Origin of the sequence: Nitrosomonas sp. ANs5 (assembly GCF_050584665.1) — a bacterium.
Classification (GTDB): domain Bacteria; phylum Pseudomonadota; class Gammaproteobacteria; order Burkholderiales; family Nitrosomonadaceae; genus Nitrosomonas.
The window spans coordinates 14,366-38,913 of record NZ_JBEUDO010000013.1 but is presented as its reverse complement, the minus strand read 5'-3'; the positions used below and the strand labels follow the sequence as shown (position 1 = coordinate 38,913).

Genomic DNA, 24,548 nt, shown 5'->3' with positions numbered 1-24,548 from the left:
TCATTCTCTAATGTGTCCATCGCCCAATACGATAAACTTCTGACTCGTCAGCCCTTCCAGTCCGACCGGTCCGCGCGCATGCAACTTATCGGTGGAAATACCGATTTCCGCACCTAAACCATATTCAAACCCGTCAGCAAAACGGGTGGAAGCATTCACCATCACCGAGCTGGAATCGACTTCACGCAGAAATTGCCGGGCACGTGCATAATCCTCGGTCACAATGGTATCCGTATGTTGTGAGCCGTAAGTGGCAATATGCGTAATGGCCTGATCGATATCGGCCACGATGCGCACGCTGAGAATTGGCGCCAGATATTCCGCCTGCCAGTCCTCTTCCGAGGCCGGTTTCATTTCGGGTACCAGCGCGCAGGCTGCGGCATCGCCCCGCAACTCGACCGCTTTCTCCAGAAAGATCCTGCTCACTGCTGGCAGAAACTGCTGTGCAATGCCCGCATGCACCAGCAAAGTTTCCATCGTGTTGCAAGTACCGTAGCGTTGCGTCTTGGCGTTATCAGCGATGCTTATGGCTTTTTCCAGATCGGCGCGCACGTCGATAAAAACATGACAGACACCATCCAAATGCTTGATGACGGGCACACGCGCCTCGTTTGCAATGCGCTCGATCAGCCCCTTGCCGCCACGAGGAATAATGACATCCACATACTCCTGCATGGTGATTAACTCACCTACAGCGGCACGATCAGTGGTATCCACGACCTGCACGACATTTTCCGGCAGCCCAGCCACTTTGAGCCCTTCCTGAACGCAAGTGGCAATAGCCTGATTACTCTGCATCGCTTCCGATCCGCCGCGCAAAATTGCGGCATTGCCGGCTTTCAGGCATAGGCCGGCCGCATCGGCCGTCACATTCGGGCGCGCTTCGTAGATGATGCCAATCACGCCCAGCGGCACCCGCATTCTGCCCACTTGAATACCCGAGGGACGATAACTCAGATCGGTAACAGCCCCCACCGGATCAGGTAAGGCGGCTATTTGTTCCAAACCGGCAGCCATGCTTGCAACACCTTTCGAGGTCAGTGTCAGCCGATCGACCATGGCGGACTCCAGACCTTTAGTTTGGGCGAGCGCGACATCATTGGCATTGGCTGCCAGCAGCGCTTGCTCCTCACGGCGGATCGCCTCGGCCATGGCCAGGAGCGCCTGATTCTTGGTTGCAGCGCTTGCTTTGGCGATCACTCGCGAAGCTTCGCGAGCCGCTCGCCCCAAAGTCTGCATAATGGAATGAATGTTTGTGTTGTCCATGTAGAGCGATTTTCAGTTATTTAATGGCAAGAGGTCACTGCGCTTTATTCTACAATGACATCTGCCCTCTCCACGACTTTTTCCCTGAAATGCCAGAAAAATGAGTCAGCCGCGACAAAACGATTAAACTTTCGTAGAATGAATCCATTCAGCTGACGCAGCGATCGAAAAATCGGCCTGCTCGGGCCACCTTCGGGACAGGTCATGGACTGCGCCTGCGGGCACAATCCTTCATGCGAGGACACCCATGCAAAAACATGGCGATATACCGTTGAAAGATCATCTGTTGCATACGCTGCACGCGATTCAGCAGCGCGAGCGATGCATCACTGACGAGTCCATCCATCGGATAGCGGCACAGTACAACCTGCCCGCCAGCCAGGTAAGGGCTGTCGTCGCCTTCTATGCCTTTTTTCAAACCGAGCCTTGCGGGGATTTTCAATTGTTTTTCAGTAACTGCCCGGCTTGCGGATACGAGCAAGCCGGGCAGAATTTACTGCAAATACTTGCCCACAAACTCAATGTTCAGATTGGGCAAACGCGCCCCGACGGCAGAGTCAGTCTGCACGAAACTTCCTGCATCGGCATGTGTGATCATGGCGCATCGATGCTCATCAATGGACAACCGCTGGCGGGATTGGAAAGCACCTCAATCGAGCGCCTTGCCAACCAGATCGAAACTGCCACACCACTTCACAACTGGCCGCAGGCATGGATGCATACCGACAGCGCAGTGCACAAGAAAAGCCTGCTGTTGGAGGACAGCTTTGTACCGGGCGCAGGATTACGCACCACCTTGGCACGGGGCACAGACGCCGCATTGGAGATTATTACCCACTCCGGATTACGTGGCCGCGGTGGCGCCGGTTTCGCAACCGGCCGCAAGTGGCGCCTGTGCAAGACAGTGGCTGGGGATGCCCACTATGTGGTCTGCAATGCAGATGAAGGAGAACCGGGCACATTCAAAGACCGCTGGCTGTTGCAACAACAGGCGGAAAGAGTCCTGGAGGGCATGGCCATATGCGCTTTCATTGTCGGTGCGCGCCAGGGCTTTCTTTATTTGCGCGGGGAGTACCGCTACTTGCTTCCTCATTTGCAGGCCACCCTGGCGCAACAGCGCCGCCAGGGATTGCTGGGAAAGAATATCGGAGGAAAACCAGGATTCGAGTTTGACGTCGACATCGTGGTTGGGGCTGGCGCATATATCTGCGGGGAAGAATCCGCCTTAATCGAATCGCTCGAAGGCAAGCCCGGCATACCGCGCAACCGTCCGCCATTTCCTGTCACGCAGGGTTACCTCGGCCAGCCGACTGTGGTAAACAATGTCGAAACGTTTTGGGCCGCTGCCAGCATCATGATCAACGGAGCCGATTGGTTCAAATCTGTGGGCACGCCCGAATCAACCGGCAGCAAATTGCTCAGCATCAGCGGCGACTGCACCACACCTGGCATCTATGAGTATCCGTTCGGCATCCCCATTCAACAAATCTTGCAGGAATGCGGCGCGCTTAACACACAAGCCGTGCAGATAGGAGGCCCGGCTGGCACATTGATCGGCCAGGCCGATTTTCGGCGCAAGCTTGGCTTTGAGGATCTATCAACTGGCGGTTCATTCATGGTGTTTGACGAAACACGCGACATGATGGCGGTGGTTCAGAATTTCACAAAATTTTTTGTACACGAAAGTTGCGGGTTTTGCACCCCCTGCCGGGTGGGCACGACCCTGCTCAAACATAATCTGGAAAAAATTGCCACCGGTCACGGCACCCACCTGGATATCCAGGCTCTCAGGGAAACCAGCAATCTGGTCCAACGTTATGCTCATTGCGGATTGGGTCATACCGCAGCCAATCCTATCTTGAACAGCTTGCAATCTTTTCCGGAAATTTTTGAAAAACGCCTGGTCGCACGCTCTTTTACGCCGAATTTCGATTTGGATGCAGCACTCAGTGAGGCACGGCGCTTGACACAGCGCGACGACAGCAAGGCACACTTGGATCCGGGATATTGATCCGGAAAATTCAGTATTGGATAAATCGCTTCATCAACCAGACCAGAACCATGTCGAACGATCAGCAATCATTCACGCTGGATAACTGCAAGATCCCGTTCAGCCCGGGGCAGACCATCATGGATGCCGCATTGGCAGCGGCAAAATATATTCCCCATTTATGCCATTTCCCAGGAATCTCGCCACAAGGCAACTGCAAGCTTTGCACAGTCAAGATTGGCACCCGCCAGGTGGCAGCCTGCACGACCCTGGCCGAACCAGATAGCGTTGTCGAAAGCGAAACCCAGGAATTGAATGATGCCCGCAGAGCACTCACACAAATGCTCTTTATCGAAGGCAATCATATCTGCCCCTCTTGCGAAAAAACCGGGAATTGTAGCTTGCAAGCCATGGCCTATCACCTGGGTATGGAAGACAATCATTTTCCGCAATTTTTCCCACAACGCGAGGTGGATGCCTCTCATCCACAAATCTGGCTGGATCGTGACCGCTGTATCCTGTGCAGCTTATGTGTGCGCGCGAGCCAGGAAGTCGATGGCAAGCATGTGTTCGCAATTGCCGGGCGCGGGCTCGATACTCAGCTTATCGTCAACTCATCATCAGGCAAGCTGGCTGAAAGCGATCTCACTCCCGAAGACCTGGCTGCACGCATATGCCCGGTTGGCGCAATTCTGCTTAAAGAAGTGGGCTATCAGACCCCAATCGGCCAGCGTATTTTCGATCAGCACAAAATCGATGAAATTGGCCTGGAACAGGTTATCTTGGCGCACAATACTACTGCTTCTCGCGATGAATAATTCAAAAAAACTTAAGCTTGCTACAACCTCCCTGGCCGGCTGTTTCGGTTGCCATATGTCTTTTCTAGACATGGATGAACGCCTGGAAGCTTTGCTCGAGCATGTCAGCTTTGACCGCTCTCCGCTGACAGACAAAAAAACTATTGGGAGCTGTGATATCGGCCTGATTGAAGGCGGCGTATGTAACGCAGAGAATGCCGAAGTCTTAAGGCAATTTCGTGCCAATTGCCGTATTCTGGTCGCAGTGGGCGCCTGCGCGATCAATGGTGGTGTGCCCGCAATGCGCAATCAATATAGCCTCCAGGAATGCCTGGAAGAGGTATATCTGAATGGTGCCGGAGTCGTCAATCCACACATCCCGGATGATATAGAGTTGCCCTTATTGCTGGACAAAGTCTATCCGGTCGGCGAGATCGTAAAAATCGATTATTATCTGCCTGGCTGCCCACCCTCGGCAGATACGTTCTATCATTTCTTTGAGGCACTGATCCAAGGCAGGACGCCTGAATTATCCAGAGAAACCCTTCATTATGACTGAATACCCTGCAACACCAAACGGCGCGCAACGCCCCCCCACGCCGTCAGGCACGCGGCGCATCGTCATCGATCCTGTCACGCGCGTCGAGGGACATGGCAAAATCACGCTGCTCATGGACGAAGCCGGTCATATCTGCGAAGCACGCTTTCATATCGTCGAGTTTCGCGGGTTTGAAAAATTCATCCAGGGCCGACCCTACTGGGAAGTCCCCTTCATCGTACAACGTTTATGCGGCATTTGCCCGATCAGTCATCAGCTTGCTGCGGCCAAGGCAGTCGACCAGTTAGTCGGCGTCGATGAACTGACACCGACCGCACTGAAACTTAGACGCTTGTTACATTTTGGGCAAATTCTGCAATCTCACGCACTCCATTTCTTTCACCTTTCCTCCCCTGATTTGTTATTTGGCTTTGGCGGCGATCCCGAACGGCGTAATATCGTTGGCGTATTGGCAGATTACCCGGACATCGGGATGAAGGGCATCAAGTTGCGCAAATTTGGCCAGCAAATTATCCAGGCAATTACGGGCAAACGTATCCATGGTGCAGCCACCGTAGCTGGCGGCATGAACAAACCACTCTCTCCTGCAGAACGCGATGGATTACTCGCTGAAATTGAACATATCGTTGCCTGGTGTCAGGAAGCCGTCACACTCAATCAACGGATTCATATGACGTACCACGCGCATCGCCAGTTTGCCACGCTCCACACCCCTTTTCTGGGCTTGACAGGCGGACATGGAGAATTGGAGTTTTACCATGGTGGCTTACGTGCAAGCCTACCCTCTGGCGAATGCATCTTCGATCATTTCGACTACCGCGATTACCGGGGAATTTTGCAGGAAGAAGTGCGACGCTGGAGTTATATGAAATTCCCTTTTCTGAGTCACTTGGGCAAAGATAACGGCTGGTACCGGGTAGGTCCGCTGGCCCGTATCAATCAGTGCGAATCCATCACCACTCCGCTCGCGGAATCGGCAAGACAAGCTTTCAAAGCGATTGAACCAGGAAAATTCGTACACGATACGCTGGCCTATCACTGGACACGCATGATCGAGATGTTGCATTGCGCCGAATCGATACAAGCGTTACTGCTGGACGAGGAGATTACCGGCTGCGACCTGCTCGCCGAGCACGGAGCCAAACAACGCGAGGGGATAGGCGTCATCGAAGCACCACGTGGTACGCTTTTTCATCATTATAAGATTGATGCACAGGGGCTCGTCACCCAGGCCAATCTGATCGTTTCCACCACCAGCAACAATCAGGCGATGAATGAATCCGTTCGGGTGGTCGCCGACACTTACCTGGAAGGCAAAACCATCACCGAAGCCTTGCTCAATCACCTCGAAGTGGCTGTGCGCGCCTATGATCCCTGCCTTTCCTGCGCCACCCACGCACTGGGAAAAATGCCGCTACAGGTGGAATTAATCGACCACCAAGGTAAGCGGGTCAATCATATGACCAAACAACATGGCCAAATGGTCACTCAGTCTTGAGATTCCTGTTTAGAATACGCTGACAACTCCCGCCATTTACCCACCTTGATCAATTTGTTTTTAAGACCAGGTAAAGGAAAATCAAGTGCATATGCCCGATTGGCAAAATCGTTAGCTTTGTCGTAATTCTTCAGCTTGAAATACAGCAGCCCCAGGTTGTACAGTGCCGTGACATTATCTGGCTCAAGGTTGACTGCCACCTCCAATTGCTCGACAGCCTCTTTGTTTCTACCCTGATGCAACAAATACCCACCATAAATGGATCGAACTTTGGCATCGGTGGCATTGAAACGGATTGCCCGGTCAAAATAACATTCTACCGGCCACTTTAATCCATGGAAGCGGGTGGATTTATCTCTGATCGAGAGTCTAGCAAGTGCAGCAAGTGCGCGATGGTGATTGGGCCAGACGCGTAGCGTATAATGCAAGTCTCCCCCAAGAGAGCTGCTTTGCCCTTTGACTAAATTCTCCACATCAGAGGTAAAGTGATGCGCTTCAACTACATTTAGTTGCTTTCCAAGATTAAACCGCTCGAGATAATCAAATGGTCCAAAACTAACACCATACAACTCGCCACAATAATTCTTACCAGCGGCGGCTCCCACAGACGGAATTCCAAGAAGCATCACCAGGATATAAGCTGACAAAGACTTCATAAATTCTCTCCAATTCTTATCCCAAACTATCCACATTAATTATTTCTATTGGATGCAATAATCATATCCAGCAGTCTGGCTAGCGCAAAAGCCGTGGACTCTCTTGAGTTAGATAACACCTTATCCAATGACGCAATCGGCGCCCGATTCTCTCCTAAAAACATAATAAATTGCTTCAGCGCATCTGTGATGGCATCGGTGGAATCCAGCCGCGCAACGACACCGCCCTCCATACTTTCGAGTTTCGCTGCTGTATCACCGGCCGGATCTGTCAACGCCAGAATGGGACGTTGTGCACGCAGGTATTCATACAGTTTAGCGGGAATCTGATTGTTACAGCCCGCAGACTGCAGAAGCAGCAGCCCATCGACTTCAAGCATTTCTTGTAACGCTTCCCTGTAAGGGATTGGAGGCGTCAGCGAAACAATCGTTCCTATCCGATAACGGTCGATCAGCGAATTCAGATAATTCTCATGATGTGATGCACGCAAAATGAGACTAAAGTTATCCGAACCAATCACGCCTTGTTGCTGCAATCTGGACAAGGCTTCAAATAAATTGGTTGGATCGCGTTCAGATGGATAAATAATCCCACTATGGAGCAGGACTATCCGTTTAGCGTCACGGACAGATTTAACCGGCGCCACTAAACTGGCAAAACTTGATTCATCATAACCATTCTCTATCAACCGGAATCGCGATGCAGGAATATGCGGAAACCTGGCCTGGTAATCTTGCAACGTGCCGGGTGTCGTAAAGACAGCGGCCGAACAATTCTTGATCACCTTCTGCTCAATCCATTGATAGGAACGGTAGGTAAGTGGATTGGGAGGATAATCCGGTTGTACCATTGGATCTCTGAAATCAGCTATCCACGGCACACCCGTCAGGCGATGCAAGGTGAGCGCAATCAGGTGTGCCGTCGCGATAGGGTAAGTTGACCAAATCATGTCCGGCTTGTAGCGCTTGATCAGCGACAGTCCTTTAGGCACCGCACCCAGCCACCAGCTTACCCATCGATCCGGCAGCGCCAATAAACGTGGATACCGGTTCATCAATGCCAGATGCCTTGCCGTATCCAGTGCGAATACACGGCAGACACGAACACGCCCGGCAATATCCGTCAACTGACTCTCATCGGTTCGCAAATATGCTCGCGGATGAGCAGTCAGGATGATCGGCTCCCAGCCATGATCGGGCAAGTATTGCGAGAAACGCAAGGTACGTTGAATGCCGCTACTGCCGCCCAGCGGCGGAAAATGGTAAGCAACCATCAAAACGCGCTTCACCATGATCGTAGCCAGTCCCCTGTATATTCAGCTACTTGATGACGCCACTGACGCCTGGAGAAAGTATGATTGGCATCCTGGATATGAAAAAACTTCACTTTTCTATCTTCTAGCGTTATTTGCCAATCCTTGGACGAATGAATCAAATCCAGAAATTCGCTCGCAGTCAGATCGTCGCCGCTCGTGATGACAAGGCTTTTCCCCTCAAAGCATTGTAGTCCTTTCAGCATACGTGCCGGCAAAGGGATAGCATGATCGGTTGCATTAGCACCCTCTCCTATGACCGCAACGCTTTTCTTCCTAATGAAGAAACTCTTAATCATTTTGTAGAGTGAACGAATGGAAGCGATTGGGTCATATTTCCCGGAAATCAGCTTTTTCCAGAACGCCGGCTGAAACAGGCGCGTTGAATAATGATGCTTGAGATATGCTTTGGCAATACCCTGCTCAGTCCTGACCCATGGGTTCAAAAGCACCAGGCCACTGACACGCTGATCCTGATGCGCATAAAAAAGCGCAGCAGAAGCCGCATCACACAACCCCCATATCACCACATCCTTCAGAAACATGCATTCCTTAGTAAAAAAATTGATCGCAGCGGATAGATCTTGCCCGACGTCTTCGAATGTCCGCATTTCCCCATCGCTGTCCCCCATTCCACGAAAATCGAAACGCATCACCGCTATCCCCTGTTCCGCCAGATAACGAGCCAGTAGCACAAACTGACGATGACTCCCCGCGCGATACTGCGGCCCGCCAACCACAATCAGCACACCTCGGGCAGCAGGCTGTTGCGGCCTGCTTATAATTCCATAAAGCCATGAACCCTGACACTGAATTCGCACTGCTTGCTCCTGAAAGTTCATGAGCCGGTCCCTGAAAATAACATGGTCGTGGCTGCGATCAATGCCGGACACTCACTAATTTCCTGAGTTGCCCAGAATGGCTGCCCCACAATAAGTTCAATTTTGGGCCTAAGACCAAACTGATTCCAGGTATCCAAGACAGATTCACTTGCTGGCGAAAGCTTGCGTCCGTCATTCGGAACGATTTCAAGCCAGTTGATAACACTGCTATCAACGATCAACTCACGCATTCTCAAATTATCGATGGCGCTTGCCATACTGGGCGCAAGCGTGTAGCCGGCTATTTCCAGCGCCTTGCCAGCCTTTAGGATTTCACGCAGCGCCTGCACATTCATGCCCTGATTCCCGTTTTTTGCCATTAATTCGTTGACGAGTTTCAAGCGCAAGAATTGTGTCAAAAAGGATTGCCCTGAAATCACCGGCTGCCATAGGACAAGGTTGCCAAAATCCCCTTTCGCATGCCTCGCGCAATCCAATGCAAGCAATGCGCCCAGCCTCAATCCCCACAGATGAATCGAATCGTAACCTTTGTCAATCAACCACTGCCTGGCAAATGTGATATCGCTCCTCCATATTTCCCAGGCCGCATCACCGAAATCTCCTTCACTATCCCCGCAACCATACAGATCTATTTGCAGGACACCCAACCCCATTGCCGCAAATGCCCTGCACTGCAATGCAGCCATACGCCTGGATTTATTCATCTCCTCTGCGAAAGGATGTATATAGAGAAATGCACCGTTTTCAGTTAGCTGTCGTGCAGGCGGATGGTAAAGACAGAACCGCTTTCCGGGCGAGGCATCTAAAAAAAATGGCTCGGCTGGCAAATGTCCCATATGCGTTCTAACTAATGTATTAGCTTTTGCTCGACAAAGCGGGTCAGACTCCCAAGCGTCTCAAAGGTCTGGGCACTAATCTCATCGTCATCAACCGAGAAATCAAAATACTCTTCCAGTGCTGTAATCACGTTGACGACTGCCATCGAGTCGAGTTCAGGGATGTTTCCGAGCAGTGCCGAATCTGCCGTCAGCGCTTGTTTTCTGTCGCCGAGGCCCAGAACATCCCCCAAGATATCCTTAACTGCTTCAAGATGCTGCATAATAGCTCCATAAAAATTGTTATTCTGTCACAGCGGCATTTTAAGCCAGTTTCTAAAAAAACATAGCGCATTAACCCAGAACATATGGCGGTATTTCCCGTTTCCATTCCGATTTATCCTGCGCGGAATAGCGATGAACCTGAAAGAGGGTCACATTATCACGCAACTCCTGATCCAAACATCAGACACCCGAAATAGCGCCGTGACTTCAGCGCGAAGAAGAATGTTTAGTGCTTAGGCAGTAATAAACAATCACCATCCAGAGCAGAAAATGGAACGAGCATACCCAGAAATTCATTCTGTAGCGTTGAACCACAGGTTTGTTCAATGCTACAGTTGCCACAGGCAATCACGATAGTTTTTTATTTAGGCGCACCATAATGAATTGGTCCGAATTATACTGGCAGCGAATAACACCACTGCACCTGTTTTTATGGCCAGCAAGTTTGCTGTTTGCTTTATTCCAGCTGATTCGCCGGTTTCTGTATCGCCGGGCAGTACTGCCCTCCGTAAATTTGTCCATACCCGTCATCGTTATCGACAGCCTCACCGCCGGAAGCACTGCAAAAACCTACCTCGTTCTCTGGATCGTCAAATGCCTGAAAGCATTTGGCTTGCGCCCCGGCATCATTGGTCGCGGCTATCCCGACAATTATCATCCACCGATAGCGGTAAAGATTGATAGCAATGTGAATCTGACCGGCAGCAAATCCCTGTTGCTTGCTCATTATATTGACGGGGCCTGCCCGGTATGGATTGGCTATGATCGGATTGCGGTAGCCAGTGCGCTGCTGAAAGCTCACCCCGAATGCAATGTCATTATCTGCGATGATGGACTGCAGGATTTCCGCCTGCAACGCGACCTCGAAATCGTTGTAGTGGATACCAACGCCCTGAATTTCGGAAACGGGCTGACCATGCCTGCCGGACCATTGAAGGACAGCTTTGCACGCCTGGAACATTCAGATGCGGTTGTACTGGCAGGAAACATAAGGCGCGCGCCCGATTTAGGTGAACATACCAGGTTGTTCCAAATCAACCCGTCAGAAGAGCATTTTGTCAACCTGGCACACCCTGCATGGATATCCCGCGCCGATGGATTTGACGGCAAGCGTATCCATGCGGTAACCAGCGATCCCGATTCACAAACTTTCCTGGACAATCTGAAATTTCTGAGATTGACAATCACCCCCCATACCTTCCCAAGTGGACATCAGTTCGTCAAGGAGAATTTTGAGCTCGGTGATGCTGAAATAATCCTGATGCCGGAAGAGGATGCAGTAAAATGCCTGGGCATGCATGATGAACGTATCTGGATTCTGCAACAAGATAATAGCGTTGATCTTGGACTACGTGACGTGATATTAGAAAAATTGAGAGAAAAATTTATGGATCCAAAACTTCTGGATATTCTTGTCTGCCCTTTATGCAAGGGACCCTTGATTTACAAAAAAGACAAACAGGAGCTGATCTGCAAGCCAGATCGACTAGCCTATCCCATCAAGGATGGCATTCCCATCATGCTGGAAGATGAAGCCAGGCAACTATCCCCTGAAGAAAAAGTTGAATAAATGCTGCAACTGGGGATACTAGGAGGCTGTCCGAGAACGACTGATCTACTGCGGACAAGCTTGTTTGGCCGGATTTTACAATCCTTTTCGTTAAATAGAACGACTATTCGCCTCAAATGATCGAAAAATCCAACTCAACCAGCCTCGCCCTCGCTACGATCGCTATTCTCGGACAGCCTCCTAGGTTGAATGCGGTGGGTAAGTCCATTCCCGCCATTTGCTCAACAACGGAAAATAGATACCCAGCCGGATAGGGCGATCCTCCATTTGAGACAGTATCTCCGCGTAACGCTCCAACTGCGAACGATAACGCAATTGCTCCCGGTCAATAAATTCTTCGATCCCGCTCCCAGTGTGGGTGCCGGTTTTATAGTCGATAATCCAACGCGTTCCTGCCGCATCGACAAACGATCGATCGATAGTGTTCAGGAATGCCTCTGCTCCATTTCCCGATACAGATAATGCCCACTCACAATGCATGTCCTCATGCCGGCCACTTAGAATCCATCGACCCACCGGATCGTCCACACATATCGCCTTGAGCGCCACAGCGACCTGCTGCGCTGCCGCATCGAGATATTGCGGCTCGATAGCTAATTGCCTTAGCAAGGATCGCCCGGCATGTTCCAAACGGGACAAATCATGCTGATCCAACGCCTCGATCCCAGTCGTTCCGATACGCTGAAGCAGGCGATGAACCACCAATCCCACCAGCCTGGCAGGCTCTCCGGCCCAATTGAAATCAATCGATTCAACAGCCAGATTCGTCGGCTGCTGCGCAACAGGCAGCTGTATGGCAGGCGGTACGCCAGGAGGACGCCAGTCAGCGGCCAGACACACACGTCCATTAAAACCTGGCTGCGATTCGATGCATGACTGCTCCGTAGCTCGAGCCGTTGTTTCAGTATTCAGCTGCGCTTGGAAATGCGTCGCGACTGCCGGCCACAATTTTGCAAGCAGCGTATCGGCCGATGGCACAAGCATGGCTTCATCCTGTGAATCGGCCTTGGCTGGTATGTGTCCAAGCAGATGCAAATGATGTTTCGCCCGCGTCACAGCCACATACAACAGTCGGGCATCCTCCAAAGCCGCCTTATGCTTTTCAATGGACAAGAGATAGGCCGAGATTGGATTCTTGTCACTTCCTGGCGCGCTGATCGGTCCGCACAACAGGTCAATGGCCCCCGATCGTGTACGGCGTTCCAGCCAGTTGAGCAATTTTTCCTGGTCACGTCGGGGCTGTCTGCCCAAACCAGGAAGAACGACCGTATCGAATTCCAGCCCCTTGGCCTTGTGCAAGGTCATGACTTGCAATCTGTCATTGGCAGCAACATCCGGCAGCGCGTATAACTTCGCAAGCTGCTCATCCAGTTCCTGCACATCAGGCCGATAACCCGTTTCGTCCAATTTTTCGAGCAACTGGAAATAGACCTCCGCATCGGCAAGGTCGGTTTCATCCAGCACACACGCTGGCCCACCCAATTGCATCCAGGCCCCTTCCACACTTCTCCTGAGCGATGTTTGATCACGCGTAGCCAGCGCACAATCCAGAACCGGGAGCACCCGCTGCAAGCGTTGACAACCGTCTGCACTGAGCTCGGCCAAACGTTGAGAATCATGCAGCGAATCGATTACTGTATACCCTACCTCCTTGCCACCAACAATTAAATACATGTCCTGCAAGGACAGTCCACAGTAGGGCGCACGCAGCACCGCAAGCCAGGCAATACGATCACCCGGGTGCAATAGTGCGCGCGTGAGCGCAGCCAAATCCTGAATTACCGGCCGTTCTGCCAGGTGCTCGATCTCGACTGCCTGAAAGCGCAGGCCCACCTGCCTGAGTCGCGGCACGATACTGGCCAGATGTGAACGATTACGCACAAGTATGGCAATTTTGCCATCTGGCTGCATTTTCTTCGCTTGCTGCACAATGGTTACAACCTGTTCTGCTTCAGCTACATCGTCCCTCTGCAAATAAGGGTATACCGTCACCGCCTTATCATGAAAGAGCGGATGAGAAGCTTTGGCAGGCGTATAGGAGACCGCACCGGTGCTGACATCGTCCAGGTACGGCAATATCCTCGGAAAATACTGATTAACCCAATCAACAATTCCAGGTTGAGAACGAAAGTTGACCGAGAGCCGAAGAAATTTGACCGGAATCTGGCCAAAAAAACCACGATCTCGGATATCGAGAAACAAACCGACTTCCGCCTGCCGGAAACGGTAAATCGATTGCATGGGATCACCGACCAGAAATAGCGTCCGGCCATCTCCAGATTGCCAGCCGGCAGTCAGCCGGGCAAGTAATTCCGATTGGTTGAAAGAGGTGTCCTGAAATTCATCAACCAGCACATGACGCATCCGGTAATCGAGTGCCAGAGCCAGATCCGTCGGCGCATCCGGCTCCCCTAATGCATGAATGGCAGCCATGGTAATTTCTGAAAAATCGACTTGTCCGTGTTCCTGAAATACCAGCGTCAAATAACCTGCGGCCACTTTCAGCAATCTGAACAACGCCTGCAGGGTTTCCCATTCACTATCGGTGTATTGCTCAGGCGGCAGCCGCCTGAGTGACAGCAGTTGCTGACGGAACGATTCATGATCCTGCAGTCCGGCCAGCACAGCACGCATCCGCCGCTTCATCTCATCAAACTGTTTTTTCACTTCAATGGCACGCACCGATGTCGCCGCCGGAAAACCTTCATTTTTGGTGACTTGCTTGCGCCATGCCCCGGCCTGGGTGAGCAACAACGCTGCAAGTCCTTCCCAATGCAGACGGTCCTCAATACACCAGCCCGGCCATTCCTGCATGGATTCGCAATGAACGATTTTGTTCTGGCTTGCATCAGACGCGAGTTGGTTTGCGGCAAAACGCGCCAAATCAACCAATTCCATCCGGTATTCGACAGGCGCATTCTCGGCCAGCGTCCGCATCGCGGCCGTGATCTGGTCGGTTAACGCTGATTCCAGGTGCTTACGGATTGCATCGGTATTTGTGATGCCAGCCAAATGGTGCAACCATTGATCCCGCCGCGCCAGCATATCTGCAATCAACCGCTGCAATTTGTCCAGACGGTTGTCTAAATACTGAATCAAATGGGCGACGGCAGCCGACCACTCACCATCTCCCTCCAGAGCAAGAACCGTCAGCCGGGCAGCTTCCAGATACAGCATATCCGCATCCTCCGCGACCGCAGGCACCCCGCCTTGCTTAGAATGCACCGGCATCTGATTCACAAGCTGCGCACACAAGGCATCTATGGTCTGAATACGCAAGCGGGAGGGATTGCGCAACAATTGCCAATCCAGTGCCTGATCACGCACCAGAGCAGATCTGGCCAGCTGCCAGGTCTGCTGTGCATAGGCATCTTCAGGCGCTGGCATACAACTCGCATCCCGTAATGCCTGGGTAATTCTCTGACGCATCTCGCTGGCAGCCTTGCGCGTAAAGGTAATGGCAGTTATTTCCTCGGGTTCATCAACCGTGGCGAGCAACACCAGAAAACGCTGCGTCAACAAGCCTGTTTTTCCCGATCCGGCCGGCGCCTGAACGATAAAAGAACAAGATGGATCAAGCGCCTGCAGACGCGCCTCTTGGTCAACAACCATGGCGCACATCAAACAACCTGCCCGAGCATTGCAGCAAAAGCCTGCAGGAATGCCGGAATCTAGCTATTTTTCTCATACTTCTGGATCCAAACTGAAAAGTTGTCATTTGTGCTTGCATCCACACCACCTGCGTGAATGACTGGAGTCAGCAATGTGATTTGCATCAGGTTTGCCGATACAGGTTGAGTGACGCGCTCGGCAAGACATACAATCCGTGGCGTCACTGCACACAATGCTTGTTAACGCAGAAAATCAATCGATATTTGTTCAGCACTCATCCCATGTCATATCGTTGTCAGTATTGGAGAACCCGGATAAATCATCGATCCTGCATAAGGGTTTGAGTGCGCAATGGGCGCATGTGATCGATTTTAGTTTCGGTGCCACCTCAGCCCTGCCAGCACAAAAATCCTGCCCAAGCTTTTCCAATATCTGACGCCAATTGGCCACCACCTCAGCCCAGTTCGTACAATCGCGCGTCGGTTCCAGCTGCTTGAAAGCGCTGACACCTGGCACGCAGTCCTGTTCCTGAGCGATCCCCTTGAAAGCAAGATCGCCAATTCTGATTTGGGCAAATGCAATGCCTGCCAGCCCATCGGCATAAACCAGGCTATATAGGGGCAATTGAGGCTCATCGGGACGCTCACCGAACCATTGCCCTGGCTTGACCGGGCCAGTCTTATAATCGATAAGCAGTTTATCACCGCCTTCCAGCTGATCGATGCGATCAATTCTAAGACGAACATTTACCCCTCCCAGGGTCAACTCGGCTTCTTTCTCCTGGGCCAGCACATGAAAAGGCGAGCGACTTTTCTCCAGTTCAAGCCAGTCTCGCGTCAGGTGACTCAACCGGTCTACCTCAAGCCTTCGCAATCGCTTACTAAAGGTTTGCGGAAAAGACGGTGCGATCTCGCTGATAGCGGCATTCACTTTGCTAGCCACCAACTTTTCCAGCTGTGCTTGTGACGCGGCATTCAAGGCTTCCCATGCTACCAACTCACCCCATACCATTTCCATCACCCGATGCAAAAGGTTTCCACGTACCATCGCATTCAAGCCGATCTGCATCTTGCCCAGTGGACGGGCACCCAGCCTCAACTCGGCGAAGGCTAGGAAAGGGCATGCTGCCTGCAACTTAAATGCCCGGCTACCACCCGCGATATCAATTTTGTCAAGAGGGGGTGCTGGATCAATTTCGAATTTAACCAGGCGCCCACTCTGATGCACGATTTCCCGCCAAGCCGGTATCCGCTGCATCGCGTGCGTTTCGCCTGTCAGCTCTGGAACAGTTTCAATCAATGGACTGGGGCTCAACACTTCATCCCCGTTCCGCTGCGGGTAACTGAGCATGATGGTGCCGGCACTCTCGGCAATCCGCCCCAATACCGCTTCAGCCACCTGCAATTCACGCTGCGCGCTCGAATGCGGCAAGCCGGCCGATCGTTGCAAAGGTAAAGGAATAAACGGATTTGGCCGGGGGGCCATGGGCAATGCACCAGCATGGAGCCCCATGACCCACAAATAGTCAAACTGCAACCCATTGGTTTCAAGCAACCCGAGCACCTGCACCGATGCGGGCTTGGACTCAGGCTGAAAAACCGTACTGACTGCCATGTGTTTCAGTCGGCCGAACGCTGTCTCCCAACTCATGGCCGGGGCCACCCAATCCAGCATTGCGAATTGACTCACTAGCGTCCGCCATGCCTGAACCACCTGATACTCGCCACTGGATAATGTGCGACTACCCGGCCAACCAGCCACCTTTAAATACTGTTCAAACCATTGCGCCCATCTTCCTGGACTGGCCGAAAGCGGGCGCGCCTGAATCAATCCTAGCAGCGCCGCCAAGTGATGCGCCAGCGAAGGACAGACATATGGCTGACCGGCACAGGATGCATGCGCCAATAGCGTCTGCAGAGTGGCGCCCCACTCGCCCGTTTCACGCAAGCGCGCATCCAGTAAGGCACGTGCACTCTGTTCCTGCTCCCAGCCTGCGATGAACGACGAACGCAATAACCGGCTGATCTGCGCACACTCGATAACCGAATCAGAAAGGCCAAGTATATCGAGTGCCATGCTGACAGGCGGAAAGTGGCCAAGCGGCTTACCCAGCGATAGGTTATAGGGACGTTCGAGCGCATGATTGCCCGGCTGCAAAGCCTGCGGCAGCAGGATTTCATCCAGCGCCTGGCACACCATTTCACGCTGCGCAGTCAGCTCTGGCACAACCAGTGCGATGCTTGCTGCCGGATGGGCTTCCAGACACTGGCGAATCCAGCATGCAGCAAGCCGGGCCTCGCTGCGATCGTCCGCACAGCCAATCTTTGTCACCTGCGCCATTTGTCCCGACAATCGCAACCATCGAGACGGACACCCCGCCTGTTCGATCACTTGCAAAAACGATGATTGTTGCGGTGTCAGCTCATCGAAACCAATCAGCACCAACTCATTCGGCAACTGCATGACGCCACATCGGAAACTTTCTTGTAGCATTTCGGGCACTTCCGCGAAGGTCAGCCAAGCGTTTTCTCGACATCTTGCCCGAAAGCCTGTTAGCGCTTTCCGGAACAGCTGGCTATCGGCGTTGTAATCGAAACTTTCAGCCCCCAATGGCAGGCACCAGGCCCGCATCATCTGCCAGGCATCCATGAGGCGCGCAACCACTTGATCGACAGCATGTGACGAGAAATCTGGTGCGCATTCTACGAGAATCTCTTGCCAGACATGGCGTTCCTGATGCGCGGCAAGCAAATATCCGCTAACCAAGGTTTTCCCGTTTACTAGCGCTTCCTGCCATAGTCTCTGCAACCAAGCGTTCCACGGTAAAATATCCGGGGCAGGCCAAGCTTGATGCCCCGACGAAATTTTCACCTGATCAAAAATCCGGCGAAGATTGCGTGAAAGGCGCTGGTTTCCCGTCACAATCGTTGCACTATGCTCCAATCTCTGGATAATATCTGCAACGTTGCTCTGTTGAGGATTAAGTAGATGGGTGATTACGGCTGAATTTTTCATGGTGATCGACAATCTGGCCGGCGCGCATCCACAGACTAACAGCAAATACGTGACGATGTAAAATGATGTACTTCAATACAATAAATAGTCATTATCAGGAGAATCAATGAACAAAACAGTTTGGAATGGGCTGCTCGTTGCCATGGCAATATCTTGGTCAGGCTTGGTTTATTCTGGGCAAACCGAGGAGCAGGAATCATCCGATGAGGCTTTATCACAAACAACATCCGCAACCGAAACGGCCGACGAGAAACAGCTGCCAAGTGGCATTGGCTGGCGGCTCGTGCGTAGCCTGGAAATGGGCAAATCCGGCAAATTTGTCCACATGGTTCTGGTCGACAAGGACAGACAAATGGATAAGACCATCTACAGTGCAGCCATCAATAAACTATGCTCCAAGGAACCCGAATTTTGCAGGATACGCTTCTGGATTCAGGAATATTTCATACCCGAAAAACTTACCCCCACGGCAGAACAGCTAAAAGCACAAAAAGCAGATCACCTGTTCAATCGCGCAGGAGGCATTCACAGAACGTTATGGTCCTGCAGTGTCGACCATGACAGAAGCCAGTGCGTCGAATGGTAAAACGCCACTTAGGGTTGGATACCCTTGGGGACAACTGAATTGATGTAGGTAAGCAACATCTCCTCAACAAACAGTTTAGCGTTGAGCGAGTGGCGCGCCAGTTGCTGCAAGGCAATCAGGTCGCGCCATAAGAATGCAATATCTATGGGATTGATGGCCGCTGCCAGTCTCTTGATGGTCGCTTCTTGTGCGAGATGATAACGAATGCTTCCCGTCATACGACAGCTCATCAGATCGTAGCACCATTTTTGCAACCAGCTGACAACGCTGGATAAATCCAATTTGTGTAATTTCTCTGCCAGCTCAATGGGATCGAGTTCGTTGGGCTTGGCAACATGCCGCACAAAATCCGCATGCTGCACCCAATAATCTTCGTCATACTGTAACGCCAATAATGGCGCATAGCCTGACATGGCAAGACGGTAATCGGGGTGCTTCGCGCCTTGTTGAACCAACCAATCGCGCGCCAACCCGCGCGCTGGCTGTGGCATTGCAATCTGCTGACAGCGGCTCCGAATTGTGGCAGGAATGGTCAGTCCGCGATGCGTGACCAGAATAAACAGTACATTCGGCGGCGGTTCCTCCAATTTCTTCAGCAATGCATTGGCGGCAGCCGCATTCATCGCTTCGGCTGGGGATATCAACACCAGCTTGAAACGATCCTGATGGCCACTCAGGTAGATAAAATCATCCAATACGCGAATTTGTGCGATGCCGATCTGCTGACTTGGCTTTTTCCTGGATTTGGTATCCGTCGCATCCGGCTTGCTTGCCCTGCCTTCATTATCCGCTTCGCCCACTGATAGTGACGATGCTTCTGGTTCCAGTAAACGGAAATTAGGATGCTGCCCCAGCTCGAACCAGTGACAACCAGGACAATGTCCACACGCCCTACCCGCTTGATCGACCTGCTCGCACAACATGGCCTTAGCCAGACTGAGCGCCCAGGCCAGCTTGCCGATACCTGCCCGCCCCGTCAACAAGAGTGCATGCGCTCTGAGAACACCTTGTCGCCTAATCTGCTGCCAGAGTGTTTGTTGCCAGGGATAGATCGCCGCAGTTCTCACTTCTCGTGCAGTGCCTGATTCAACCAGAAATTCTCCATGATGCCAGCGAGCGCTGCCCTAACCTCGACCAGCGGCAGGCTGCCATCCAGGATCTGCATGCGCTGGGGAAATTGCCGCACGCGCTCAAGATAGCCTGCCCGGACTCGGTCAAAAAAAGCATCGGTCTCGCTTTCGAAGCGATCAGCGGCCTTGACTAAATTGACCCGTTCACGGCCCAGCATTACCGGCACGTCGATATAGACGGTCAGGTCTGGATAAAAATCCTCTTGCACCCACTGCTCGAGCAACACCAGTTTTTCCCAGACAACACCCCTACCGCACCCCTGATAAGCAAAACTCGCATCGCTGAAACGATCTGAAATCACCCAGTCACCCCGCTGGATGGCGGGCAGGATGATTTTATCCAGATGCTCACGCCTCGCAGCAAACATCAACAATGCCTCGGTCTCGGCGTGCATCGTATGGCGCTGGTCCAGTAGCAGTTCACGCAATTGCTCGCCCACTGCCGTTCCACCCGGCTCACGCGTCACGACCACCTTCACCCCTTTACCGCACAAGTAGTCTTCCAGCCAGGCCAGATGCGTGCTTTTGCCCGCCCCATCGATACCTTCCAGGGTAATAAATTTTCCGCTCTGCAAAATAACCGCTCAATTAGAGTTTATTGATAAAATCAGCCTGCCCCTTTGAGGGCATTCCATGGAATCTGCTAGCTGAAACTGGGAAACAAACATGCAAATCAACGCAGCCGGTTATCTCGAACCTGCAAACTGCATCTCTTCACCTAATTGCGATACGCGCCCGACCGGGAGTGTGATCAGTTTGCTGGTCATTCATTACATTAGCCTGCCGCCGGACGAATTCAATGGCAATGGTGTCATCGAATTGTTCACCAACCAGCTCGATCCGCTGGTCCACCCTTATTACCAGTCACTGAAAGACCTCAAAGTTTCCAGTCATTTCTTCATTCGTCGTGATGGCGAAATCATTCAATTCGTGTCATGCGCAATGCGCGCTTGGCATGCTGGCGCTTCCTGCTGGCAAGGACTGACCCACTGTAATGATTTCTCGATCGGGATCGAATTGGAAGGAAGTGGCAACATACCGTTCACGCCGAACCAGTATACGCAACTGGCCAGAGTCACTCGGACATTGCTGTCAGCCTACCCTATCGACCATATCGTTGGGCATGCCGACATTGCGCCACAGCGAAAGACTGATCCCGGTCCCCATTTTGATTGGCAAGGCTATCAACAAGCGCTGATCCAAACGCATCCCTGCCTGAAAATGGGATCCTCCGGCATCCAGATGCAAGCCAGGGATGTTCCATATCATCGTGCTTAACTGCAGCTGAAGCACAAGGCAATGGAACAGGAACAGTCACTCCACCTCGACCGGAAGCTCTGCACCCAACCTGAGCTCATTCAATTGCTCGATCAGCAACCGCCTTTCGCTCTCAAGCTCCTGATAACGCGCGTAGAATTCTTTTAAATCAATGGTATAGCGCTGTATCTGATCGTAACGTTCTTTTTGACGCTTGACCATATCCTCGTGCTTGGGGAACTCTCCTCCTGCGACCACCCCGCCCTGGTGCATAATCGCCTCATCCTCTCGCAACACTTCATGCTGACGCAGCTCTCGCAACATCTGGAATTGCTGAAACAATGTTTGTTGTTCTTGCTGCAGACGCATCACAGCCGCCTCCAGTTCATAAATTTGCTTTTCCATCTCGGGCGGGGCCGCCAATACCGAAAAAGACACCCATAACAAGCCAATAAGGATCGATTTCATGCCTATCCCCTGATATTCAATGTAAAAGCTGGGCCACCTCGAACAGCCGATCACTCAAATATGAAGTGCTCGCTTGGCCACGCCCAGGGCAGCTTCATGCAGCACCTCCGACAGAGAAGGATGTGCATGCACAATATGCGCCAAGTCTTCACTACTGGCGGCAAATCCCATGGCAACCACAGCTTCGGCAATCATTTCCGAAACATAGGGACCAATCATATGCACCCCCAGAATACGGTCAGTTTCAGCATCCGCCAGCACTTTAACAAATCCGGTTGTTTCTCCAAGCGCACGCGCCCGGCCATTGGCCATAAATGGAAACTGGCCAGCCTTATAGGCAATACCTTCTGCCTTGAGCGCCTGTTCGGTCTTGCCTACCCAGGCAATCTCCGGTGCGGTATAAATCACCCACGGTATGATGCCAAGATCGACCTTGGCCGTCGCATCAGGGGAGCCATCCCGTTTGGACGCAATCCATTCTGCAACCGCCACCCCCTCCTCGGAAGCCTTGTGTGCCAGCATGGGCCCCCTGACGACATCGCCTACTGCATAAACATCTGGCAGATTGGTACGGCAATATTCATCGACCGCAATATAACCGCGCTCATCGTGCTTCAATCCAGCCTCATTCACACCCAGACCATCGGTATTGGGCACGCGCCCCACGGCCACGATCAGCTTATCCACCGCCAATTTCTGGGCATTCTTCTCGCGATCAGTATACTCAATGTCAACACTGTCTTGACTGGCTGTAACCGACTGAATTTCGGCACCGGTTTGAATGACCAGTCCGGTCTCGCGAGTCAGGCTTTTCAGTGCCTCCTTGGCGACCTGTTCATCTACCGCCGGCAGGAATTCGGATTGCGCCTCCAGCAATGTTACTTCTGCACCGAGTCTGCGCCAGACACTCCCCAGCTCCAGACCAATGACACCGGCGCCAATGATAGCAAGCCGTTGCGGTATTTCTTGCAAGGCCAGTGCACCGGCGCTGTCAAAAATTTTGACATTGTCGACAGGCGCAACTGATAACTCACGAGGTGAAGAACCCGTCGCAATGATGACATGCTTGGCTAGAATCGAAGATTCTTTTCCGTCGTTATTAACCTGAATTGTCCAGGCGTTCCCGCCATCATCACGTTTCAGTAATTTACCCCGGCCATGCAACGAAGTCACCTTGTTTTTTTTGAACAGCATTGTGATGCCGCCAGTAAAGGCTTTGACAATTTTATCCTTGCGCGCAATCATGGTCGGCACATCTACTGAAAGCGCATTCAATTTGATACCATGTTCAGCGAATTTGTGCCCAGCACGCGCATAGTTCTCAGAAGACTCGAGCAGTGCCTTGGAAGGAATGCAACCCACGTTGAGACAGGTGCCGCCCAGAGTCGGCTTGCCCTGTTCGTTTTTCCAATCATCTATACACACGGTATCAAGACCCAGTTGCGCACAACGGATAGCCGCCACATAGCCGCCTGGACCCGCACCAATGACCGCCACATCAAATGTTTTATCCATGATCTATTGAATATTCAAGTTAATTAAAATAAGTTTTTGGGAAACACGGCATCATTCTATCCATCGCAAGGTGCATAACAGCGCGATATTCGGAATGGTTCGGGCTCTGCCTGATTCAACATTTCCCTGGATTCTCAGCCACTGCTAAGAAATCCGTATGTTTACAAGGGCAACGTCCTGTTTGTCTAGTACTCCGTTCCGTCAATTAGCTTACAAATGAAATCGATGGATTCGCCCGCCAGGCTAGGCGCAAACCGCAGTCATAGCCGTAGCTATGGGGAGGATTTGCAACAACGCATGACAGGCGAAGGCGCGATTTCATGTAAGCGGTTTGGCGGAACGGGGTACTAGGCTGCGATAGCGCTGATTGCCTTGACTGCCCGGATAAATTGTTCGCTTTCATGCAGCCGGGACCAAGCATATTTGGCACGCTCCCCTCGTATGCGGGCCAGCCGTGCCATACTGGTGGCGGATAATTCCCATGGCAGCGAATTGAGCAACTGGTCCGAGGCCTCGGTATCATTACAGACCAGCACCATATCACAACCGGCTTGCAGCGCCTGCCTGGCACGCTGCTCAATGCTGCCATAGCTGTGAGTTGCCTGCATGCTTAGGTCATCGCTGAAAATACAGCCCTCAAAACAAAGTGTTTGGCGCAGAACGTCTTGCAACCATACTCTGGAAAAGCCGGCAGGGTAAGTGTCGACCTGAGGATAAATGACATGGGCAGCCATGATGCCATGCAACCCATATCCAATCATCTGGCGAAAGGGGATCAAATCCGCCATTTTGATGTCCACGTATGGACGCCGGTCGACGGCGGTCTCGACATGTGTGTCCGCTTGAATTGCGCCATGCCCCGGAAAATGCTTGCCTACCGCCATCATGCCCGCCGCCTTCATGCCGCGCATTAAATCATGAGTCAGTTCAGCCACCGCCTGCGGCTTGCGGTGAAACGCCCGATCGCCAATCACACAACTCTGTCCGTAATCCAGATCAAGTACCGGAGCAAAGCTCAGATCAACCCCGCATGCCTTTAATTCCGAAGCTGATACATATCCAGTTTGCCAGGCAAGTTGGCGCGCCTGATGCGGATGCCGGTCCCAGGCAGCGCCCAGTTCACGCATAGCAGGCAGACGCGTAAAACCTTCCCGGAAGCGCTGAACCCTTCCCCCCTCCTGATCCACTGCAATCAGCAAGGGTGGGATGCGCAGGGCATGGATTGCCGCAGTTAATTCGACCAATTGCGCGGGTGATGCATAATTGCGGGCGAAGAGAATCACTCCCCCCACCAGCGGATGCGACAATCGGGCCCGGTCATTCACCGACAGTTCCATCCCCGCGATATCGAGCATGACCGGGCCCAGTGACATG

At 52.2% G+C, this 24,548-nt stretch carries 20 protein-coding genes and 1 pseudogene; 8 read left to right on the top strand and 13 right to left on the bottom strand.

Features of this window, described 5'->3' with window-relative positions:
- Positions 1-1,266, bottom strand: coding sequence for a glutamate-5-semialdehyde dehydrogenase (locus ABTW62_RS05050; protein ID WP_430903495.1), 1,266 nt, complete (start codon positions 1,264-1,266; stop codon positions 1-3).
- Positions 1,267-1,513: 247 nt separating this feature from the next.
- On the opposite strand from ABTW62_RS05050, the gene ABTW62_RS05045 reads away from it, so the two are divergent.
- The 4 genes from ABTW62_RS05045 to ABTW62_RS05030 are packed head-to-tail and all read left to right on the top strand — an operon-like array spanning position 1,514 to position 6,110.
- Positions 1,514-3,277 carry an NADH-ubiquinone oxidoreductase-F iron-sulfur binding region domain-containing protein gene (locus tag ABTW62_RS05045; RefSeq protein WP_430903494.1) on the top strand — a complete coding sequence of 588 codons (1,764 nt, stop codon included), beginning with the start codon at positions 1,514-1,516 and terminating at the stop codon, positions 3,275-3,277.
- Between the two features lie 50 nt (positions 3,278-3,327).
- Complete coding sequence (locus ABTW62_RS05040) at positions 3,328-4,074, top strand: 2Fe-2S iron-sulfur cluster-binding protein (RefSeq protein WP_430903493.1); 747 nt, start codon at positions 3,328-3,330, stop codon at positions 4,072-4,074.
- Positions 4,067-4,612 (top strand): NADP oxidoreductase, encoded by a 546-nt coding sequence (locus tag ABTW62_RS05035; RefSeq protein WP_430903492.1) that lies wholly within the window; start codon positions 4,067-4,069, stop codon positions 4,610-4,612. Before ABTW62_RS05040 ends, ABTW62_RS05035 begins: the two co-directional genes overlap by 8 nt.
- Positions 4,605-6,110, top strand: a complete 1,506-nt coding sequence (locus ABTW62_RS05030) for a Ni/Fe hydrogenase subunit alpha (RefSeq protein WP_430903491.1) — start codon at positions 4,605-4,607, stop codon at positions 6,108-6,110. Before ABTW62_RS05035 ends, ABTW62_RS05030 begins: the two co-directional genes overlap by 8 nt.
- Here ABTW62_RS05030 and ABTW62_RS05025 read toward each other — a convergent pair.
- From ABTW62_RS05025 to ABTW62_RS05005, 5 genes are read right to left on the bottom strand one after another with little or no spacing between them, the layout of a single operon-like run.
- Complete coding sequence (locus ABTW62_RS05025; RefSeq protein WP_430903490.1) at positions 6,101-6,766, bottom strand: tetratricopeptide repeat protein; 666 nt, start codon at positions 6,764-6,766, stop codon at positions 6,101-6,103. The genes ABTW62_RS05030 and ABTW62_RS05025 overlap by 10 nt on opposite strands.
- 35 nt (positions 6,767-6,801) lie before the next feature.
- The gene (locus tag ABTW62_RS05020) at positions 6,802-8,058 is read right to left on the bottom strand and encodes a glycosyltransferase (RefSeq protein WP_430903489.1); all 1,257 of its coding nucleotides are present in this window, start codon (positions 8,056-8,058) and stop codon (positions 6,802-6,804) included.
- A complete protein-coding gene (locus tag ABTW62_RS05015) occupies positions 8,052-8,900 on the bottom strand; it encodes a hydrolase 1, exosortase A system-associated (RefSeq protein ID WP_430903488.1) in 849 nt (282 codons plus the stop codon). The genes ABTW62_RS05020 and ABTW62_RS05015 overlap by 7 nt, the downstream gene beginning before the upstream one ends.
- 17 nt (positions 8,901-8,917) lie before the next feature.
- A complete protein-coding gene (locus ABTW62_RS05010; protein WP_430903487.1) occupies positions 8,918-9,757 on the bottom strand; it encodes a hydrolase 2, exosortase A system-associated in 840 nt (279 codons plus the stop codon).
- 11 nt (positions 9,758-9,768) lie between these two features.
- Positions 9,769-10,020 (bottom strand): acyl carrier protein, encoded by a 252-nt coding sequence (locus tag ABTW62_RS05005; protein ID WP_430903486.1) that lies wholly within the window; start codon positions 10,018-10,020, stop codon positions 9,769-9,771.
- A 380-nt stretch (positions 10,021-10,400) separates the two neighbouring features.
- Here ABTW62_RS05005 and lpxK point away from each other — a divergent pair.
- Together lpxK and ABTW62_RS04995 are read left to right on the top strand one after the other, a co-directional pair.
- Positions 10,401-11,384: pseudogene (lpxK, locus tag ABTW62_RS05000) on the top strand (tetraacyldisaccharide 4'-kinase); the annotation flags it as partial.
- Between the two features lie 24 nt (positions 11,385-11,408).
- Positions 11,409-11,591, top strand: a complete 183-nt coding sequence (locus ABTW62_RS04995) for a Trm112 family protein (RefSeq protein WP_430903509.1) — start codon at positions 11,409-11,411, stop codon at positions 11,589-11,591.
- Between the two features lie 180 nt (positions 11,592-11,771).
- Here the strand turns inward: ABTW62_RS04995 and ABTW62_RS04990 are convergent, their stop codons facing one another.
- Positions 11,772-15,203, bottom strand: coding sequence for a UvrD-helicase domain-containing protein (locus tag ABTW62_RS04990; protein WP_430903485.1), 3,432 nt, complete (start codon positions 15,201-15,203; stop codon positions 11,772-11,774).
- Positions 15,204-15,470: 267 nt separating this feature from the next.
- Positions 15,471-18,218 carry a PD-(D/E)XK nuclease family protein gene (locus tag ABTW62_RS04985; RefSeq protein WP_430903484.1) on the bottom strand — a complete coding sequence of 916 codons (2,748 nt, stop codon included), beginning with the start codon at positions 18,216-18,218 and terminating at the stop codon, positions 15,471-15,473.
- Positions 18,219-18,324: 106 nt separating this feature from the next.
- On the opposite strand from ABTW62_RS04985, the gene ABTW62_RS04980 reads away from it, so the two are divergent.
- A complete protein-coding gene (locus ABTW62_RS04980; protein ID WP_430903483.1) occupies positions 18,325-18,804 on the top strand; it encodes a hypothetical protein in 480 nt (159 codons plus the stop codon).
- A gap of 8 nt (positions 18,805-18,812) precedes the next feature.
- Here ABTW62_RS04980 and ABTW62_RS04975 read toward each other — a convergent pair whose 3' ends face one another.
- Both ABTW62_RS04975 and tmk read right to left on the bottom strand, forming a co-directional pair.
- Positions 18,813-19,871, bottom strand: coding sequence for a DNA polymerase III subunit delta' C-terminal domain-containing protein (locus tag ABTW62_RS04975; protein ID WP_430903482.1), 1,059 nt, complete (start codon positions 19,869-19,871; stop codon positions 18,813-18,815).
- On the bottom strand, positions 19,868-20,509 hold the full coding sequence (gene tmk, locus ABTW62_RS04970; RefSeq protein ID WP_430903481.1) for a dTMP kinase: 642 nt from the start codon (positions 20,507-20,509) through the stop codon (positions 19,868-19,870). The genes ABTW62_RS04975 and tmk overlap by 4 nt, the downstream gene beginning before the upstream one ends.
- Positions 20,510-20,600: 91 nt before the next feature.
- On the opposite strand from tmk, the gene ampD reads away from it, so the two are divergent.
- The gene (gene ampD / locus ABTW62_RS04965; RefSeq protein ID WP_430903480.1) at positions 20,601-21,212 is read left to right on the top strand and encodes a 1,6-anhydro-N-acetylmuramyl-L-alanine amidase AmpD; all 612 of its coding nucleotides are present in this window, start codon (positions 20,601-20,603) and stop codon (positions 21,210-21,212) included.
- 36 nt (positions 21,213-21,248) lie between these two features.
- On the opposite strand, the gene ABTW62_RS04960 is transcribed toward ampD, so the two are convergent.
- The 3 genes from ABTW62_RS04960 to nagZ all read right to left on the bottom strand — a co-directional run bounded on the left by ABTW62_RS04960 (position 21,249) and on the right by nagZ (position 24,547).
- Positions 21,249-21,659, bottom strand: a complete 411-nt coding sequence (locus ABTW62_RS04960; RefSeq protein ID WP_430903479.1) for a hypothetical protein — start codon at positions 21,657-21,659, stop codon at positions 21,249-21,251.
- Positions 21,660-21,713: 54 nt separating this feature from the next.
- A complete protein-coding gene (gene lpdA / locus ABTW62_RS04955; RefSeq protein ID WP_430903478.1) occupies positions 21,714-23,174 on the bottom strand; it encodes a dihydrolipoyl dehydrogenase in 1,461 nt (486 codons plus the stop codon).
- 347 nt (positions 23,175-23,521) lie between these two features.
- The gene (gene nagZ, locus ABTW62_RS04950) at positions 23,522-24,547 is read right to left on the bottom strand and encodes a beta-N-acetylhexosaminidase (protein WP_430903477.1); all 1,026 of its coding nucleotides are present in this window, start codon (positions 24,545-24,547) and stop codon (positions 23,522-23,524) included.
- Position 24,548: the final 1 nt, after the last annotated feature.

Bases quoted from the DNA above. Each gene is read 5' to 3' on its own strand.
- lpdA (WP_430903478.1), bottom strand. From the start codon at position 23,174: ATGGATAAAACATTTGATGTGGCGGTCATTGGTGCGGGTCCAGGCGGC.
- ABTW62_RS05040 (WP_430903493.1), top strand. From the start codon at position 3,328: ATGTCGAACGATCAGCAATCATTCACGCTGGATAACTGCAAGATCCCG.
- ABTW62_RS05005 (WP_430903486.1), bottom strand. From the start codon at position 10,020: ATGCAGCATCTTGAAGCAGTTAAGGATATCTTGGGGGATGTTCTGGGC.
- ABTW62_RS05030 (WP_430903491.1), top strand. From the start codon at position 4,605: ATGACTGAATACCCTGCAACACCAAACGGCGCGCAACGCCCCCCCACG.
- nagZ (WP_430903477.1), bottom strand. From the start codon at position 24,547: ATGTCACTGGGCCCGGTCATGCTCGATATCGCGGGGATGGAACTGTCG.
- ABTW62_RS05025 (WP_430903490.1), bottom strand. From the start codon at position 6,766: ATGAAGTCTTTGTCAGCTTATATCCTGGTGATGCTTCTTGGAATTCCG.
- ABTW62_RS04995 (WP_430903509.1), top strand. From the start codon at position 11,409: ATGGATCCAAAACTTCTGGATATTCTTGTCTGCCCTTTATGCAAGGGA.
- ABTW62_RS05050 (WP_430903495.1), bottom strand. From the start codon at position 1,266: ATGGACAACACAAACATTCATTCCATTATGCAGACTTTGGGGCGAGCG.
- ABTW62_RS04960 (WP_430903479.1), bottom strand. From the start codon at position 21,659: ATGAAATCGATCCTTATTGGCTTGTTATGGGTGTCTTTTTCGGTATTG.
- ABTW62_RS05020 (WP_430903489.1), bottom strand. From the start codon at position 8,058: ATGGTGAAGCGCGTTTTGATGGTTGCTTACCATTTTCCGCCGCTGGGC.
- ABTW62_RS04985 (WP_430903484.1), bottom strand. From the start codon at position 18,218: ATGAAAAATTCAGCCGTAATCACCCATCTACTTAATCCTCAACAGAGC.
- ABTW62_RS04990 (WP_430903485.1), bottom strand. From the start codon at position 15,203: ATGGTTGTTGACCAAGAGGCGCGTCTGCAGGCGCTTGATCCATCTTGT.
- ABTW62_RS05045 (WP_430903494.1), top strand. From the start codon at position 1,514: ATGCAAAAACATGGCGATATACCGTTGAAAGATCATCTGTTGCATACG.
- ABTW62_RS04980 (WP_430903483.1), top strand. From the start codon at position 18,325: ATGAACAAAACAGTTTGGAATGGGCTGCTCGTTGCCATGGCAATATCT.
- ABTW62_RS05035 (WP_430903492.1), top strand. From the start codon at position 4,067: ATGAATAATTCAAAAAAACTTAAGCTTGCTACAACCTCCCTGGCCGGC.
- ampD (WP_430903480.1), top strand. From the start codon at position 20,601: ATGCAAATCAACGCAGCCGGTTATCTCGAACCTGCAAACTGCATCTCT.
- ABTW62_RS05010 (WP_430903487.1), bottom strand. From the start codon at position 9,757: ATGGGACATTTGCCAGCCGAGCCATTTTTTTTAGATGCCTCGCCCGGA.